Below are 15,649 nucleotides of genomic sequence, written 5' to 3'. Positions count from 1 at the left end.
ACATGAAAATTCTAGTCACAGGCTCTAACGGCTTTATTGCAAAAAACTTAATTCAATTTCTGTCTGAAAAATCTGAAATTGAAGTTTTACCATTCAACCGTAATTCTAGTTCAGCAGAACTAGAGCAATCTGTACTTGCTGCAGACTGGATTGTGCATTTAGCAGGTATTAACCGCCCTTTAAATGAGCAAGAATTTACTGAGGGGAATATCACCCTTACCCAGAAAATTGCAGATATTCTCAAGCAGGCAAAAAAGCAGACTCCGGTTATTCTTTCTTCATCAATTCAGGCAGAACGTGACAACGCCTACGGGCAGAGTAAACTCGGTGGTGAGCAGGTATTATTAGAGCTGAATCAGCAGCAAGGGAATCCTGTATATATTTGTCGTTTAGCCAACGTCTTTGGTAAGTGGTCACGTCCTAACTATAACTCGGCTGTGGCGACCTTTTGTTACAACACTGCACATGATTTACCTATTCAAATTCATGATGAAAATGCCATGATCCGTTTGGTCTATGTAGATGATGTCGTGGAATCATTCTGGAATATTATTCAGGGTGCGCAGCAGGTAGAGCAAGTTTTTGCCATCCAGCCTGAATACCAAATTAGCGTGGGTGATTTGGCAAAAACCTTGGCAGGTTTTAAACAGTCCCGTGAAAGCTTAATTACAGACCGAGTCGGTACAGGTTTAACTCGCGCTTTATATTCTACGTATTTAAGTTTCTTAAAACCTGAACAATTTGACTATAGCATACCTAAATATGGTGACCAACGCGGCGTATTTGTCGAAATGCTGAAAACACCTGATGCTGGTCAGTTCTCATATTTTACTGCACATCCAGGCATTACTCGCGGTGGGCATTATCATCATACCAAGACTGAAAAATTCCTTGTGATTAAGGGTAAAGCCTTATTTAAATTTAAGCATGTGGTTTCAGGTGAGTTTTATCAACTCGAAACGCATGGTGACGAGCCGAGAATTGTTGAGACAGTACCTGGATGGACACATGACATTACCAATATTGGTGATGATGAAATGGTCGTGATGCTATGGGCAAATGAGATTTTTGATCGTAGTAAACCTGATACTTATGCAATGCCGATAACAGATTAAGAGTTGAATTGTTGTGAAAAAATTAAAGTTAATGACCGTCGTAGGTACGCGTCCTGAAATTATTCGTTTGTCTCGAGTTATGGCAGCATGTGATCAATATTTTGATCATGTTTTGGTACATACAGGGCAAAACTATGATTATGAATTGAATGAAATCTTCTTTACAGATTTAGGAATCCGCAAGCCTGATCATTTTTTAAATGCTGCAGGTGGAACAGGTGCCGAAACAATTGGTAATGTGATTATTACCGTTGATAAGATTTTAGATGAAGTACAACCAGAAGCATTATTGGTTCTTGGTGATACTAATAGCTGTATGGCTGTTTTACCTGCTAAGCGTCGTAAGATTCCAACATTTCATATGGAGGCTGGCAATCGCTGTTTTGATATGCGTGTGCCTGAAGAAATCAATCGTCGAATCGTAGATCATACAGCAGATATTAACTTAACTTATAGTACGATTGCTCGTGATTACTTAATAGCGGAAGGTTTACCTGCAGATTTAGTCATCAAAACGGGTAGCCCTATGTTTGAAGTACTAAATCATTATAAATCGAAGATTGAAGCATCAGATGTTCTTGAGCGTTTGGGCTTGAAAGAACAGCAGTACTTTATTGTGAGTGCGCATCGTGAAGAGAATATTAACTCTGATCAAAACTTCCTAGATCTTGTCGCTATGTTAAATGCAGTGGCTGAAAAATATCAGTTCCCTGTCATTGTTTCTACACATCCTAGAACTCGTAAACGTATTGAACAGCTCAATATTGAGTTCCATCCATTGATTCAATTACTAAAGCCACTTGGTTTTAGTGACTATAATAAATTACAACTTTCAGCAAAAGCAGCATTATCTGATAGCGGTACGATCAATGAAGAATCTTCTATTATGAATTTCCCTGCATTGAATTTACGTCAAGCGCATGAACGTCCAGAAGGTATGGAAGAAGCAGCAGTTATGATGGTGGGGTTAACCGCTGAACGAATTTTGCAAGGTTTAGAAATTTTAGAGTCACAGGCACGTGGTGAAGAGCGTCAATTGCGTTTGGTGGAAGACTACAGTATGCCAAATGTGAGTGATAAGGTTGTTCGTATCATTATGAGTTATACAGACTATGTCAATCGTGTGATTTGGAAAAAGTATTGAGGTTGTAAGGTGAAGAAGGTCTATTTAATCACAGAATATTATCATCAGAATCAGAATACAACTGGTTATTTATTGGGTAAATTGTATGAAACATTCAATGAGCAAAGTGATATAGACCTTACTCTAATAGCAAAAAAAGATCTGAATTGTCCTGAATATTCGAATGCACACTACATTAATGCAAAAGAGCCAGATAAAAGAAGTCTTATTAAGAGATTTTTATACGAATTAGTAATATCGATTAAGTTCTTAATAAAAACTTTGAGAGTGGTGGAAAAAGGAAGTATCGTATTTACAGGAACGACTCCTATTTTTCTACTTTTTGTACTTTATTTCGTTAAAAAAGTTTTGAATTTTAAATGGGTTTTGCTTGTTCATGATGTTTTTCCAGAAAATTTAGTCCCTGCAAAAATTTTGAAAGAGAAAAATTTTTTATATAAAACTGCAAAGTGGTTATTTGATAAAATCTACGCTAGTGCCGATGAAGTAATTGTAATAGGGAGAGATATGAAAGAATTAATCTTCCAAAAAACAAATAAAGAGAATATTACGATTGTACAAAATTGGATTGATCCATCGGATGTTGGAATTGAGATTAAGCAGAATAACCAAATCTTGAAAGAGTTGAGTTGGAATAAAGATGATACTACGGTGTTCCAATTCTTCGGAAATATCGGTCGAATGCAAGGTGTAGGAATTATTTTAAATGCCATAAAAAAAATGGAAAATTTGCATTTGGCAAAATTTATTTTTATTGGTAATGGAGCTTATGTTTCTGAGTTGAAGGATCAAATACAAGCGATAGGCTCTGAGAATGTTCGTTATTATGGTTCTTTAAATCAACAAGAGAAAACAAAAGGTCTTAATGCTTGCGATATTGCATTAGTAACCTTAGCTGAAGGAATGTTGGGGTTGGGTGTACCAAGCAAATCCTATTTTTCTATGGCTGCAGATAAACCTATTCTGGCTATTATGGATCAAGAGTCTGAAGTAGCAGACATGGTTAGAACTCATAAAATAGGGTGGGTTGCATCACCTGATGATGAAAACAAACTGGCTTTTATTTTGGATCAAATAGTTTTGAGTAGGCACCAACTAGAGTTGAACTCTTCTAGAGCTATTCTGGAACAATATTATTCAGAGCAAGTGGCAATGGATAAGATTTTAAAAATAATTGCGAAAATTAATTAAGTGGTGTCGATAATGAATCTTTTAATTACGGGTGCTAATGGGTTTCTCGGCTCGCATTTATGTAGCTATTTTTCTAGCCAAGAATCTTATAATGTATGGGCACAAACTAGAAAACAGCCTTTACAGTCAAAAAGAAGTATCAAAGCGATAGTTTTTGATTTGAATGATGATTTAGAACATATAGATTTATCGCAAGTTGATGTCATTATTCACTGTGCAGGTCGTGCGCATGTAATGAATGAAACAGAATCTTCTCCTTTAGACGCATACCGTCAAATTAATGTCAAGGGTACACTCAATCTTGCTCGTAAAGCTGCTCAAAGTGGTGTAAAACGCTTTATCTATTTAAGTAGTATCAAGGTAAATGGTGAAGAGGCTACCCAGCAAACTCCTTTTACCGCTGATGATCAAATTCGTACTGATGATCCCTATGGTCTATCTAAATACGAAGCCGAACAAGCATTGATGAAATTGGCTGATGAAACAGGTTTAGAAGTTGTTATTATCCGACCTGTTTTGATTTATGGGCCAGATGTAAAAGCTAATTTTAAGAGTATGGTATCTCTTGCGACAAAGAAAATCCCCTTACCAATTGGTTGTTTAGATAATAAACGAAGTATGGTTAGCGTGTATAATTTAGCAGACCTGATCCATGTGTGCATGACACATCCAAATGCAGTTGGTCAAGTCTTTTTAGCTAGTGACCAAGATGATATCTCTGTGAAGCAACTGTTTGAGAAGTTAGCTTTTTTGCAGAATAATAAGTTAATTGTATTACCAATATCGAAGTATCTTATTTGTTTTCTCGCAGGTCTTATTGGTCGATCTGCAATGGCATCTCGTTTATGCTCAGAGTTAGTTGTGGACAGTTCAAAGAATACGCAAGTTTTAGGTTGGAAAGCTCCATATTCAACAGAACAAAGCCTAATTAAAATGTTTAGGGAAATGTGATAAACCAATGGTATTTGCTATTATTTTTTTCTTGCTCACTTTTATGTTGACCTATTTAATGAGGGTTTATGCATTAAAGAGAAATATTATTGATAATCCAAATGAGCGTAGCTCCCATAGCATTCCTACTCCTAGGGGTGGAGGTGTTGCCGTTGTTGTCAGTTATATTGTAGGAATAATGTTACTTATTTACTTAGGTCATTTATCTCAACACGTTGGTTTAACTCTCATTTTTTCTGGTTTCATAATCGCTTTGTTAGGTTTCTTAGATGATCATGGGCATATTAACTCCATGCTCCGCTTAGCAATTCACTTTATGGTGGCTATAGGAGTTGTGGTTAGCTTGGGTGGTTTTTCAGAAGTAAAAATTTTTAATAATTTTTTGTTAGGTTTTAGTGCAAATATAATTGCGGTTCTTTTTTTAGTTTGGCTACTGAACTTGTATAATTTCATGGATGGAATTAATGGCATTGCTAGTGTTGAAGCGATCACAACGCTGATGAGCATGTCTGTAATTTATTTTATATTTAACCTCCAATTAAATATAGAAATACTCTGGTTATTGTCCGCATGCGCATTTGGTTTTTTACTCTGGAATTTTCCAAAAGCTAAGATTTTTATGGGGGATGCTTGTAGTGGTTTCCTTGGCTTGACACTAGGTATCTTAGCGTTAATAGCACTCAAAGAAAATTTAGCTTTATTTTGCGCTTGGATTATTTGTTTAGGTGTATTCATCGTAGATGCTACTTTTACACTGATACGTCGAGTGTTGGGTGGTTATAAAATGTACGATGCTCATCGTAGTCATGCATACCAAATTTTATCTAGGAAACTTAGTAGCCATACCCCCGTAACAATAGCAGTTGCTTTGGTTAATATTCTTTGGCTATTGCCTGTCGCATACTGGACAGTAAATACAGAATTTAATTATCCTGAGTTTGGTGTATTGGTTGCTTATCTCCCATTAATATTAGTCACGATATATTTGAAAGCTGGTGCTTCTAATGAATAATAAAAACAAGCCAAATTTACTGATTTTAGGGGCTGGTGGTTTTGGGAAATCCGTTGCGGAAGTGGCAACGTCGCTAGGTATTTGGCACGAAATTTTTTTTGTTGATGATAGTTGGCCTAGTACAACAGAAATAAATAATTATAAGATTATCTCAGATATTTTGAACCTAAGTGAGCTAAATTTATATGCTTATCAAGCAATTGTTGCCGTAGGGAATAATGGATTAAGACACAAATGGTATAAGATATTAGATGAATTAAATATACCGTTAGCCTCTGTTATAGACCCTACCTCTATCCTTTGTTCAAGTGTAAAGGTAGCGGATGGTGTAATTATTATGGCTGGTTGTGTAGTCGGTGCGGCAGTAAAAATTCAAAGCGGAGCTATTTTAAATCTCGGGACTTTAATTGATCATGATGTAGAAATTGGTTCGTGTGCCCATTTAAGCATTGGAGTTAAGGTAACTGGTGGTACGAAAATAGCCCCTCTCTCTTTTTTAAAGGCTGGCACTATTGTAGCAGGCTAAAAATTCATAAATTTGATTAAGAAGATATTTAATGTTTATTAAGGCAATAATACAAAAGTTTTCATTAGCACCAAGGCTTTTTAAACAAGCTTTTCTTGTCCTTTTAGATTTATTTGCTTTTCCTGTAATCCTATGGCTGTGTTATGTCATTCGCTTATTTGATTTAGGAGCAGAAGTTATACCTGGGCTTAACCACGGTGTAATTTTAATCACATTTCTTTCAATTATTAGCTTATTGTTGACAGGCGTTTATCATTTTATTGTTCGAACATTTGATGAAGTCTTTATCATCAAACTGGCATTTGCTGTATGCAGTATGATGATAATACTGTATGGATTTAATGCATTTAGTCATGCATATATTCCGATGTCGATTCCATTTATGTTTGGCTTTATGATGTTTGCATGGATATGGTGCAGTCGAGCATTTATTCGTTTTATTGTGAAAGCAACATTGCACACACATGGGGGCTGTAAAAGGGTTGCAATCTATGGTGCAGGTGATGCTGGTCAGCAAATCGCAGCAGCTTTACATCGCTCAGATGACCATACGCCAGTTTTCTTTATTGATGATAAAGTTTCATTACAAGATCAAATTGTAGGTGGCTTAAAAGTTTATTCTACTGCGAAAGCACTGCGGAATTTTAAAAAATATAAGATAGATGAAATCTTACTTGCTTTACCTTCTGTGGGGCGTGTACGAAAAAGTGAAATTATTCAACAACTAGAACCAGCGTTTGTGAAAGTCACAGAACTGCCAGGGCTCACTAAACTTGTTGATGGTGATATTCGAGTTTCAGATATCCGTGAGGTTGATATTATCGACCTTTTAGGACGAGATCCTGTTCCACCTATTGCCCATTTATTGGCTAAAAATATTCAAAATAAAATTGTTATGGTGACAGGTGCTGGTGGATCCATTGGTTCAGAGCTTTGTCGACAAATCATAAAAAATCAACCTAAAATGCTGGTTTTATATGAATTAACTGAGTTTGCATTATATGATATTGATAAAGAGTTAAGGCAAACTGCCAGTTGCGACATTGTTCCCATTTTAGGGACTGTACAAGATCAACAAAAATTAGAACGTATCATTGAACAATATCATGTGCAGACAGTCTATCATGCCGCCGCTTATAAACATGTTCCATTGGTTGAGTGTAATCCAATTGCTGGATTAAAAAATAATGCAATTGGAACCGCAAATAGTTTAAATGCCGCTGTAAAAAAAGGCGTGGAAACCTTTGTATTGATTTCAACGGATAAAGCGGTTAGACCGACGAATGTCATGGGTGCATCGAAACGGATGGCGGAATTGTATTGTCAAGCCGTGGCTGAAACGAAACCAAATACTCAGATCAGTATCGTACGTTTCGGAAATGTATTAGGTTCATCAGGTTCAGTTGTACCTTTATTTAGACAGCAGATTGCAAAAGGTGGCCCAATTACGGTGACTCATCCTGATGTAACACGTTATTTTATGACGATTCCTGAAGCTTCTCAGTTAGTCATTCAAGCTGGGGCATTAGGTTCAGGTGGTGATGTGTTCTTACTTGATATGGGTGAACCTGTTCGAATTCAGGATTTAGCACGACAAATGATCGCTTTAAGTGGTTTAAAAGTTCGAGAAGCAAATACAACGGATGGTGATATTGAAATCGCTTATAGTGGTTTACGTCCGGGAGAAAAACTTTACGAGGAACTACTCATTGATCAAGATAACACAGATTATACCGAGCATACTCGTATTTTACGTTCTTTTGAAAAGCATTATCCGTTACAAGAGATTCAGTCTGTATTCAGTCGAATCAATCAAATGACTGCAGTAGATCATGATGTAGATTGGGCTTTAAGTCAGTTAGAATATTATGTTGATGGCTATAAACGTAGCGGCGAAGTACGAGTTAATTAAGAGAGTATTGTATGATCAAAAAAGCAATTTTACCCGTCGCAGGTTTAGGCACTCGTTTTTTACCAGCAAGTAAATCCATTCCAAAGGAAATGGTGACGGTAGTCGATCGTCCAGCAATTGAGTATGTAGTACGAGAAGCGGTTGAAGCGGGTATTGAACAAATTATTTTGGTCACTCATTCCTCAAAAGCTTCAATTGAAAACTATTTTGATCGTAATTTTGAGCTTGAAACAACTTTAGAACAAAAAAAGAAATTTGACCTGCTGAAAGAAATTACTGATATTTTACCGAAGCATGTCAGTGTGGTCAGTGTACGCCAACCACAACCCCTAGGACTAGGTCATGCGGTATTGTGTGCGAAAGATATCGTGGGCGATGAAGCTTTTGCGGTGTTATTGCCTGATGTACTGGTCAAGAATCAAAGCTGTGATAATGATTTGTCACTCATGATTCAGCGTTTTGAACAGTCGCAAGCAGCACAAATCATGGTAGAAGCGGTGCCTGATCATCTAGTCGATCAATATGGTATTGTGGATGTTGCAGTTACACCGAACGAAGGTGAAAGTATTACGATGCAGGGCATTGTTGAAAAGCCTGCTGTCGGCACAGCTCCTTCAAATTTATCAGTGGTGGGACGTTATATTTTACCCGCTCAGATTATGGGTCTATTAGCAGATACACCCCGTGGGGCAGGGAATGAAATCCAACTCACGGATGCGATTGCAGCATTGCAGCAATCAGAAACTGTGGAAGCCTACCGTATGAAGGGACAAACCTTTGATTGTGGTAGTAAGCTTGGATATTTAAAAGCTGTATTACACTATGGTATCGAGCATCCAAAATTGGGCGCAGAGTTTAAGGGCTTAATCCAAGAATTAGTCCTATAGTTTTAGGGCGTGTAGTTATGAAAGTTGCAATCTTTGGCAATACATTATATGCAGGCGTGATGTCTGCATTATTGTCTGAATCTGGGCATTTTGTATATTGGTGTTCCCACCTCAACCCAAATGAAAGTGGTCAGCAATATTCTTTTCATGATGAAAATGTCAGTCGCTTACTTGAAAAACAACTCAGTAGTGGATTTTTGATTTATCGTGATCTGGATGGTATTCCTTTAGACATTGATGCCTACTTATTTAGTTTTAATCAAACCCAAGAGCAACAAGTTTTTCAACTGTTAGCATCACTAAAACAGCGTCCGATTATTCATCCTAAACTGATGATCAATGCATCCACCTTTGGTTTACATGGGACTGAGCAGTTTCAACAAATCCTTTCTGAAGATGACTGGGTCTATTTACCAGATACCATCCAAGAGGGAAATGCGTTACAGAGTTTGACCCAAGCTAAGCAGTTGATCGTGGGATGTACTCAAGCTAATGTTCAGACCAAAGTCAAAGAATTACTTCGTCCTTTTTTCCCTTTGGCGCAGCAATATCTATTTATGCCGATTCTAGATGCTGAGTTTACCAAACTGAGTATCTCAGGCATGTTGGCAACACGGATCAGTTATATCAATGATTTGGCTGTGGTTGCTGAGAAACTTGGGATTGATATTGCATCAGTACGTCAGGGTATGGCAGCGGATAACCGTATTGGTTCAGCTTACTTAGCCCCTGGTGCTGGTTTTGGCGGTGAAAATTTTTCTCATGATATTCTGACACTCTCTAATACAGTTGCAAATACAGGCGTGAAAAGCCAATTGCTTGCACAAGTGTGGCAAATTAATGAGCAACAAAAAGAAATCCTGTTCCGTAAGTTTTGGAACTATTATCATGGGGATTTACAGGGAAAATCTGTTGCAATTTGGGGTGCTTCTTTTAAAGAAAATACCTCAAGTATTCAGCAATCACCTATTCACCAAATGCTTGCAGCACTCTGGGCGCAAGGGGTAAAGGTTCATCTTCATGATCCTCAAGCTTTAGATGAAATAAAGCTAATGTATGGTCAACGTGACGATCTGATTCTTTGTGAAAATCAGTATGATGCGGTAAAAGATGTGCATGGTCTTTGTGTACTTACGGCTTGGAAACAATACTGGAGTCCAGAATTTAAGCAGCTTGAACAGTTGATGAGGCATCCTTTAATTTTGGATGGTCGCAATATTTATGATCCTGACTATGTCAAAGCACAAGGTTTTGCATATATGGGCGTGGGACGTTAAAGATGATCGAGCAGATTCAGCCTTTTGCTGTAAAAGAGCAGGCTTCCGTCGTGGAGCACCTGATATCTTTACAACAGCAATTTAAAGAGGTTCATCTAAATACATTATTTGCAGCAGATTCTGCACGCTTTAAACGTTTTTCGGTTGAGTATGACCAAATTGTTTTGGACTTTAGTAAGCATCGTATTGATCAAACGATTTTAAATAGCTTAGTGGATTTAGCGCAGGCACAAGATTTAAAACGGTGGATCAAAACACTGTTTTCATCTGAGCAGATTAACTATACAGAACATCGTGCAGCGATGCATTGGGCTTTGCGTTTACCTCAATCGGGTTCAGATTTTTCCGAAGTCAATCAACTGGTACAGCAGCAGCTAGAACGTATGTATGCCTTGGTGGATAAAATCCATGCAGGGCAGTATCGTGGTGCGACGGGTGAGGTGATTCAGGATGTCGTCAATATTGGCGTGGGTGGGTCTGATTTAGGCCCATTGATGGTTACGCATGCGCTTTCTGATTTTAAGGTAAAAACCGCCAAACCTTTAACTGTACATTTTGTTTCAACGATGGATGGGAGCCAGCTTTCTGAGCTACTGCATCAGCTTCGACCTGAGACGACTTTATTTATTATTTCTTCAAAATCGTTTGGTACGATTGATACTTTGTCCAATGCCCAAACAGTACGACAATGGTTGGAAAAAGCATTGGGGCATAATGACAAGATTCTGCAAAATCATTTTATCGGGGTTTCGACTAAGCCTGACAAGATGACAGAGTGGGGCATTGCTGCTGATAAACAGCTGTTGCTCTGGGATTGGGTCGGCGGTCGTTATTCACTGTGGTCATGTATTGGTTTACCAATTGCCCTGACCATTGGTGTTGACGGATTTAAGCAACTGTTAGCAGGTGCTTATGCGATAGACCAGCATTTTCAATCCGCACCATTTCAGCAGAATATTCCTGTTTTGATGGGGCTATTAGGCGCGTGGAATAACAATTTTCTGGATATCCAGACCCATGCAGTTTTACCGTATGATGGTCGTCTCAAATATTTTGCAGCTTATTTGCAGCAGCTTGAAATGGAATCTAATGGGAAATCGATTCAACGCAATGGAGAAAAGGTCAGTTCAGCCACTTGCCCAATTGTTTGGGGAGAGGTTGGGCCCAATGCACAGCATGCCTTTTATCAGCTTTTACATCAGGGTACCCATTCCGTTAGTTGTGACTTTATTGCACCTGTAAAACGTTATAATGCAAACCAATTTACCTATGCCGAAAGTGCAGAGGCATTGGTTGAGCAGCATCATTTGGCTTTATCCAACTGTTTGGCACAGTCGCGCCTGTTGGCCTTTGGGAATCAAGCCTTGGCAGCAGATGAGCTAGAAGATTTACCAACCTATAAACAATATGAAGGCAATCAACCTAGCTCCACTATTTTACTCAAAGAGTTGAACCCTTATAGCTTAGGGATGCTGATTGCGATGTATGAACATAAGGTTTTTGTGCAGTCGGTGTTGTGGAATATTAACCCTTTTGATCAATGGGGCGTTGAAAAAGGCAAAGAAATTGCCAATCAGCTGTTACCGATTTTGAACCGTGAACAGGATGATCTCTTTAAATTTGATGCATCAACACAAGGTTTGTTGAAAATATTATTAGGAAAAACAGATGGCTAAAGTTTTAGTGACGGGTGGTGCGGGCTATATTGGCTCCCATACCTGTTTAGAGTTGCTTACCGCAGGTCACGAGGTGATTGTCTTCGATAACCTCTCAAATAGCTCTGAAGAGTCTTTGCGTCGAGTACAAGCATTAGCAAATAAAAATTTGGTGTTTGTGCAGGGTGATATTCGCAATCAGGCTGAGTTAGATTCAGTTTTCCAAGACCATCAGATTGATGCAGTCATTCATTTTGCTGGTCTGAAAGCGGTTGGTGAAAGCCAGCAGATTCCACTGGTCTATTTTGATCATAATATTGCTGGCAGTATTCAATTAATGAAGTCAATGGAGAAAGCTAGTGTATTTAAACTCGTTTTTAGTTCATCTGCAACGGTATATGATGAGGCCAATACTTCTCCGTTGAATGAAGATATGCCAACAGGAATGCCAAATAACAATTATGGTTATACCAAACTGATTGTTGAGCAAATACTGCAAAAACTGGCACAGGCAGACTCGCGTTGGTCGATTGCTTTACTTCGTTATTTTAACCCTGTTGGCGCGCATAAAAGCGGTCAGATTGGTGAAGATCCACAAGGAATTCCAAATAATTTAATGCCTTATGTGACTCAGGTGGCTGTAGGTCGCCGTGACAAGTTATCTATCTATGGCAATGACTATGACACCATCGATGGTACAGGGGTTCGTGATTATATCCATGTAGTCGATTTAGCCAAAGCCCATTTATGTGCCTTAAATCATCGCTTATCTACACAAGGCTGCCGTGCTTGGAACATTGGCACGGGCAATGGCTCATCTGTATTACAAGTCAAAAACACCTTTGAGCAAATTAATGGTGTGCCTGTTGCGTTTGAATTTGCACCACGCCGTGCAGGTGATGTGGCCATTTCATTTGCAGATAATACCCGTGCTATAGCAGAGTTAGGTTGGAAGCCGCAATATACATTGCAAGATATGCTGGCGGATAGCTGGAATTGGCAAAAACAAAATCCAAGTGGATATCAATAATTATTGTTTCATATAAACAGGGAGTAACAGCTCCCTGTTTTTTAACTTTTCGCTTATCCTTGAATCAAATCTGTCAACTCATCCACATAATTTTGCATAGGTTGCGGATTTTTATCAGCACGACTTTCAATATTTAAGCGTAGTAATGGTTCTGTATTCGATGCGCGGACATTCAAACGCCATGCACCAAAATCAAGGCTAACACCATCGGTACGGTCTACTAATGGATTTTGGTCTGCATAATGATCAAAGATCTTTTGAACCGTTGCTTGTGTATCCGCCACTTTAAAATTGATTTCACCGCTACATGGGAATTTGGCAATCATATTTTCAACGAGTGTCGAGAGTGATTGTTCTGTTTCTGAGAGTAGGGCAATCGTGAGTAACCAAGGAATCATACCGCTATCACAATAAGCAAAGTCACGGAAATAATGATGTGCACTCATTTCTCCACCGTAAACAGCATTGTGTTCACGCATGACATCTTTGATGAAAGCATGTCCAGACTTTGATTGAACTGCGATACCTTGGTATTGCTCTACGATATCAAAAGTATTCCAAACCAAACGTGGGTCATGCACAATTTTTTCGCCTGATTGTTTGATCAGGAAAGCTTGTGCCAATAAACCAACAATGTAATAGCCCTCGATGAATTGTCCTTTTTCATCGAATAGGAAGCAGCGGTCAAAGTCACCATCCCAGGCAATCCCCATATCCGCCTGATGTTGCAGCACTGCGTCACGGGTACTGTCACGATTTTCAATCAAGATTGGATTTGGAATCCCATTAGGAAAAGTTCCATCGGCTTCATGATGGATTTTGATAAATTCAACGGGAATATTGAGTTGTTGGAATTTTTGTTCAATGGCATCAATCACATGACCCGCAGCCCCATTGCCTGCATTTACCACAAGTTTAAGTGGCTTAATTTTTTGTGGGTCGATGTAGGTTAATAGGTGATCAACAAACTCTGGCAAAATATTATAGTTTTCAGTTGTACCTTTTTGCTCAACTTCTGTAAAAGTACCTGCTTCAGCGAGTTCTTGGATGTCTTTTAAGCCTGTATCAGCACTGATTGGACGTGCATTTTCACGAACTAATTTCATGCCGTTATAATCCATTGGATTATGGCTCGCCGTAACTTCAATGCCACCTTGTACATCAAGATGGAAAGCGCCGAAATAAACTTCTTCGGTGCCCGTCATGCCTAAATCTAGAACATTGACACCCGCATCATTGAGACCTCGAATGGTTGCTTGCTTTAAGCCTTCACTACTTAGACGGATGTCACAACCAATCACCACTTTTTTAGGTTGATAGATTTGTCCGTATGCACGACCAATTTTATAGGCGATTTCTTCATTGAGTTCGGTGCCTAGTTTTCCGCGAATATCGTAGGCTTTAAAGCAGGTCAGTTGAGTCATATTTAAAGGTACTGTTTGTTGTTTATTCATGTGTTGCAGTATACAAAGACTAAGCTGGATTGAACATTGAATGATACAGATTTAATCATTTAGTACATTTATTCTTGGCTCTAGTTGTCGGATAAATTTTAGTTTTAATGAAGCTGGTTTTGTAAAAATAAAAATGGTTGTTTCACGTGAAACAACCATTTTTGATCCATAAAGTCTCCCTTTTAAAAGGGAGATGACGAGCGATTATAGCTCTGCAAGGGGATGTTAAGCTGATTTTGCTAGAACTTCAGCCATTGCTTTTGCAACTTTATAAATATTATTCATATTTAAACCTGCAACGCAGATACGACCACTACGTACCAGATAAATTGCATATTCCTCACGAAGAATATCGACTTGCTTACCCGTTAAACCTGTGTAGCTGAACATACCTTTCTGGTTTACAAGGTAGCTAAAGTCACGCTCAGGAAGTGCTTTCGTCAACTCATCTTTTAAGATACTACGCATTTTGATAATACGTTCGCGCATCTCTTTGACTTCGCCTTGCCATTGTTGATTCAGATCAGCGTCATTGAGCACTTGATCAACCAACCATGCACCCGTTGTTGGTGGGCTTGAGTAGATACGACGTACCGTTGCTTTTAACTGACCGAATGTGCATTTTGCTGCTTCAGCATCATCACACACGAAAGTTAAACCACCAACACGCTCACCATAAAGTGAGAAGATTTTAGAGAACGAGTTGCTGACGATGAAGTTTAAACCAGCTTGGTCTAAAGCACGAATCGCATAAGCATCTTGTTCCATGCTATCGCCAAAGCCTTGATAAGCGATATCAAGGAATGGAATCAAGTTACGCTCTTTTAATACCGCAATTACTTGATCCCACTGTGCTGGATTTAGATCCGCACCTGTCGGGTTGTGGCAGCAAGGGTGTAACAATACAATGCTTTGCTCTGGCAAAGTTTTTAATGTCGACAACATACCATCAAAATCAACGCCACGTGTTTCGGCATCGAAATATGGATAGTAGTTGCTCTTGATGCCAGCACCGTTGAAAATTGCGACATGGTTATCCCACGTTGGTTGGCTCACCCAAACTTCTGAATCTGGGAAATAAGTTTTTAAGAAATCTGCACCGACTTTTAATGCACCTGAACCACCCAATGTTTGAATGGTTGCAACACGACCTTGTTGAATAGCAGGGCTGTTTGCGCCAAACAATAGAGCTTGAATTGCGTCACGGTAAGGTTTAAAACCTTCCATTGGAAGATAAAGTTTGGTTTTATCATTTTTAGGTGCAATACGTTTTTGCGCTTCGATAATGGTATCAAGCTGAGGAACGATACTGTCTTCGTTATAGTACAAACCAATACTTAGATTAACCTTTTCAGCGCGTGGATCAGCATTAAACTGTTCCATTAAAGAGAGAATTGGGTCGCCTGCATAAGGTGGGATATGTTGAAACATTAACAATGTCCTTTTATTCAACAAGGTGCATGGATGTGTCTTGTGGAGCACTGCTCCAGATGCC

13 protein-coding genes are annotated in these 15,649 nt (G+C 38.8%); 11 read left to right on the top strand and 2 right to left on the bottom strand.

Annotated elements, in window-relative coordinates; genetic code table 11:
• Positions 1-2 precede the first annotated feature (2 nt).
• From wbjC to galE, 11 genes are read left to right on the top strand one after another with little or no spacing between them, the layout of a single operon-like run.
• A complete protein-coding gene (gene wbjC / locus CDG55_RS14770) occupies positions 3-1,115 on the top strand; it encodes a UDP-2-acetamido-2,6-beta-L-arabino-hexul-4-ose reductase (protein WP_087536651.1) in 1,113 nt (370 codons plus the stop codon).
• Positions 1,116-1,128: 13 nt separating this feature from the next.
• Positions 1,129-2,259 (top strand): non-hydrolyzing UDP-N-acetylglucosamine 2-epimerase, encoded by a 1,131-nt coding sequence (wecB, locus tag CDG55_RS14765; protein WP_087536650.1) that lies wholly within the window; start codon positions 1,129-1,131, stop codon positions 2,257-2,259.
• 9 nt (positions 2,260-2,268) lie between these two features.
• On the top strand, positions 2,269-3,450 hold the full coding sequence (locus tag CDG55_RS14760) for a glycosyltransferase family 4 protein (protein WP_087536649.1): 1,182 nt from the start codon (positions 2,269-2,271) through the stop codon (positions 3,448-3,450).
• A gap of 12 nt (positions 3,451-3,462) precedes the next feature.
• Entirely contained in the window at positions 3,463-4,401 is a 939-nt protein-coding gene (locus CDG55_RS14755; RefSeq protein ID WP_087536648.1) for an NAD-dependent epimerase/dehydratase family protein, read from the top strand.
• 7 nt (positions 4,402-4,408) lie between these two features.
• On the top strand, positions 4,409-5,413 hold the full coding sequence (locus CDG55_RS14750; RefSeq protein ID WP_087536647.1) for an MraY family glycosyltransferase: 1,005 nt from the start codon (positions 4,409-4,411) through the stop codon (positions 5,411-5,413).
• Positions 5,406-5,939, top strand: coding sequence for a hypothetical protein (locus CDG55_RS14745; RefSeq protein ID WP_004665319.1), 534 nt, complete (start codon positions 5,406-5,408; stop codon positions 5,937-5,939). Before CDG55_RS14750 ends, CDG55_RS14745 begins: the two co-directional genes overlap by 8 nt.
• Before the next feature lie 37 nt (positions 5,940-5,976).
• The gene (locus tag CDG55_RS14740; protein WP_087536681.1) at positions 5,977-7,851 is read left to right on the top strand and encodes a polysaccharide biosynthesis protein; all 1,875 of its coding nucleotides are present in this window, start codon (positions 5,977-5,979) and stop codon (positions 7,849-7,851) included.
• A gap of 11 nt (positions 7,852-7,862) precedes the next feature.
• On the top strand, positions 7,863-8,738 hold the full coding sequence (gene galU, locus CDG55_RS14735; RefSeq protein WP_087536646.1) for a UTP--glucose-1-phosphate uridylyltransferase GalU: 876 nt from the start codon (positions 7,863-7,865) through the stop codon (positions 8,736-8,738).
• Between the two features lie 17 nt (positions 8,739-8,755).
• Positions 8,756-10,015 carry a nucleotide sugar dehydrogenase gene (locus tag CDG55_RS14730; protein ID WP_087536645.1) on the top strand — a complete coding sequence of 420 codons (1,260 nt, stop codon included), beginning with the start codon at positions 8,756-8,758 and terminating at the stop codon, positions 10,013-10,015.
• Positions 10,016-10,017: 2 nt separating this feature from the next.
• Positions 10,018-11,691, top strand: coding sequence for a glucose-6-phosphate isomerase (pgi, locus tag CDG55_RS14725; protein WP_087536644.1), 1,674 nt, complete (start codon positions 10,018-10,020; stop codon positions 11,689-11,691).
• Positions 11,684-12,700 carry a UDP-glucose 4-epimerase GalE gene (gene galE, locus CDG55_RS14720; protein ID WP_087536643.1) on the top strand — a complete coding sequence of 339 codons (1,017 nt, stop codon included), beginning with the start codon at positions 11,684-11,686 and terminating at the stop codon, positions 12,698-12,700. Before pgi ends, galE begins: the two co-directional genes overlap by 8 nt.
• Positions 12,701-12,753: 53 nt before the next feature.
• Here galE and CDG55_RS14715 read toward each other — a convergent pair whose 3' ends face one another.
• Positions 12,754-14,124, bottom strand: coding sequence for a phosphomannomutase (locus CDG55_RS14715; protein WP_087536680.1), 1,371 nt, complete (start codon positions 14,122-14,124; stop codon positions 12,754-12,756).
• Between the two features lie 255 nt (positions 14,125-14,379).
• Positions 14,380-15,585, bottom strand: a complete 1,206-nt coding sequence (locus CDG55_RS14710; protein WP_087536642.1) for an aromatic amino acid transaminase — start codon at positions 15,583-15,585, stop codon at positions 14,380-14,382.
• Between the last annotated feature and the right edge of the window lie 64 nt (positions 15,586-15,649).

Origin of the sequence: Acinetobacter sp. WCHA45 (genome assembly GCF_002165255.2) — a bacterium.
Lineage (GTDB): Bacteria > Pseudomonadota > Gammaproteobacteria > Pseudomonadales > Moraxellaceae > Acinetobacter.
This window is presented reverse-complemented; position numbering and strand designations above follow the sequence as displayed.

Bases quoted from the DNA above. Each gene is read 5' to 3' on its own strand.
- wbjC (WP_087536651.1), top strand. From the start codon at position 3: ATGAAAATTCTAGTCACAGGCTCTAACGGCTTTATTGCAAAAAACTTA.
- CDG55_RS14755 (WP_087536648.1), top strand. From the start codon at position 3,463: ATGAATCTTTTAATTACGGGTGCTAATGGGTTTCTCGGCTCGCATTTA.
- CDG55_RS14750 (WP_087536647.1), top strand. From the start codon at position 4,409: ATGGTATTTGCTATTATTTTTTTCTTGCTCACTTTTATGTTGACCTAT.
- CDG55_RS14745 (WP_004665319.1), top strand. From the start codon at position 5,406: ATGAATAATAAAAACAAGCCAAATTTACTGATTTTAGGGGCTGGTGGT.
- galU (WP_087536646.1), top strand. From the start codon at position 7,863: ATGATCAAAAAAGCAATTTTACCCGTCGCAGGTTTAGGCACTCGTTTT.
- CDG55_RS14730 (WP_087536645.1), top strand. From the start codon at position 8,756: ATGAAAGTTGCAATCTTTGGCAATACATTATATGCAGGCGTGATGTCT.
- pgi (WP_087536644.1), top strand. From the start codon at position 10,018: ATGATCGAGCAGATTCAGCCTTTTGCTGTAAAAGAGCAGGCTTCCGTC.
- galE (WP_087536643.1), top strand. From the start codon at position 11,684: ATGGCTAAAGTTTTAGTGACGGGTGGTGCGGGCTATATTGGCTCCCAT.
- CDG55_RS14715 (WP_087536680.1), bottom strand. From the start codon at position 14,124: ATGACTCAACTGACCTGCTTTAAAGCCTACGATATTCGCGGAAAACTA.
- CDG55_RS14710 (WP_087536642.1), bottom strand. From the start codon at position 15,585: ATGTTTCAACATATCCCACCTTATGCAGGCGACCCAATTCTCTCTTTA.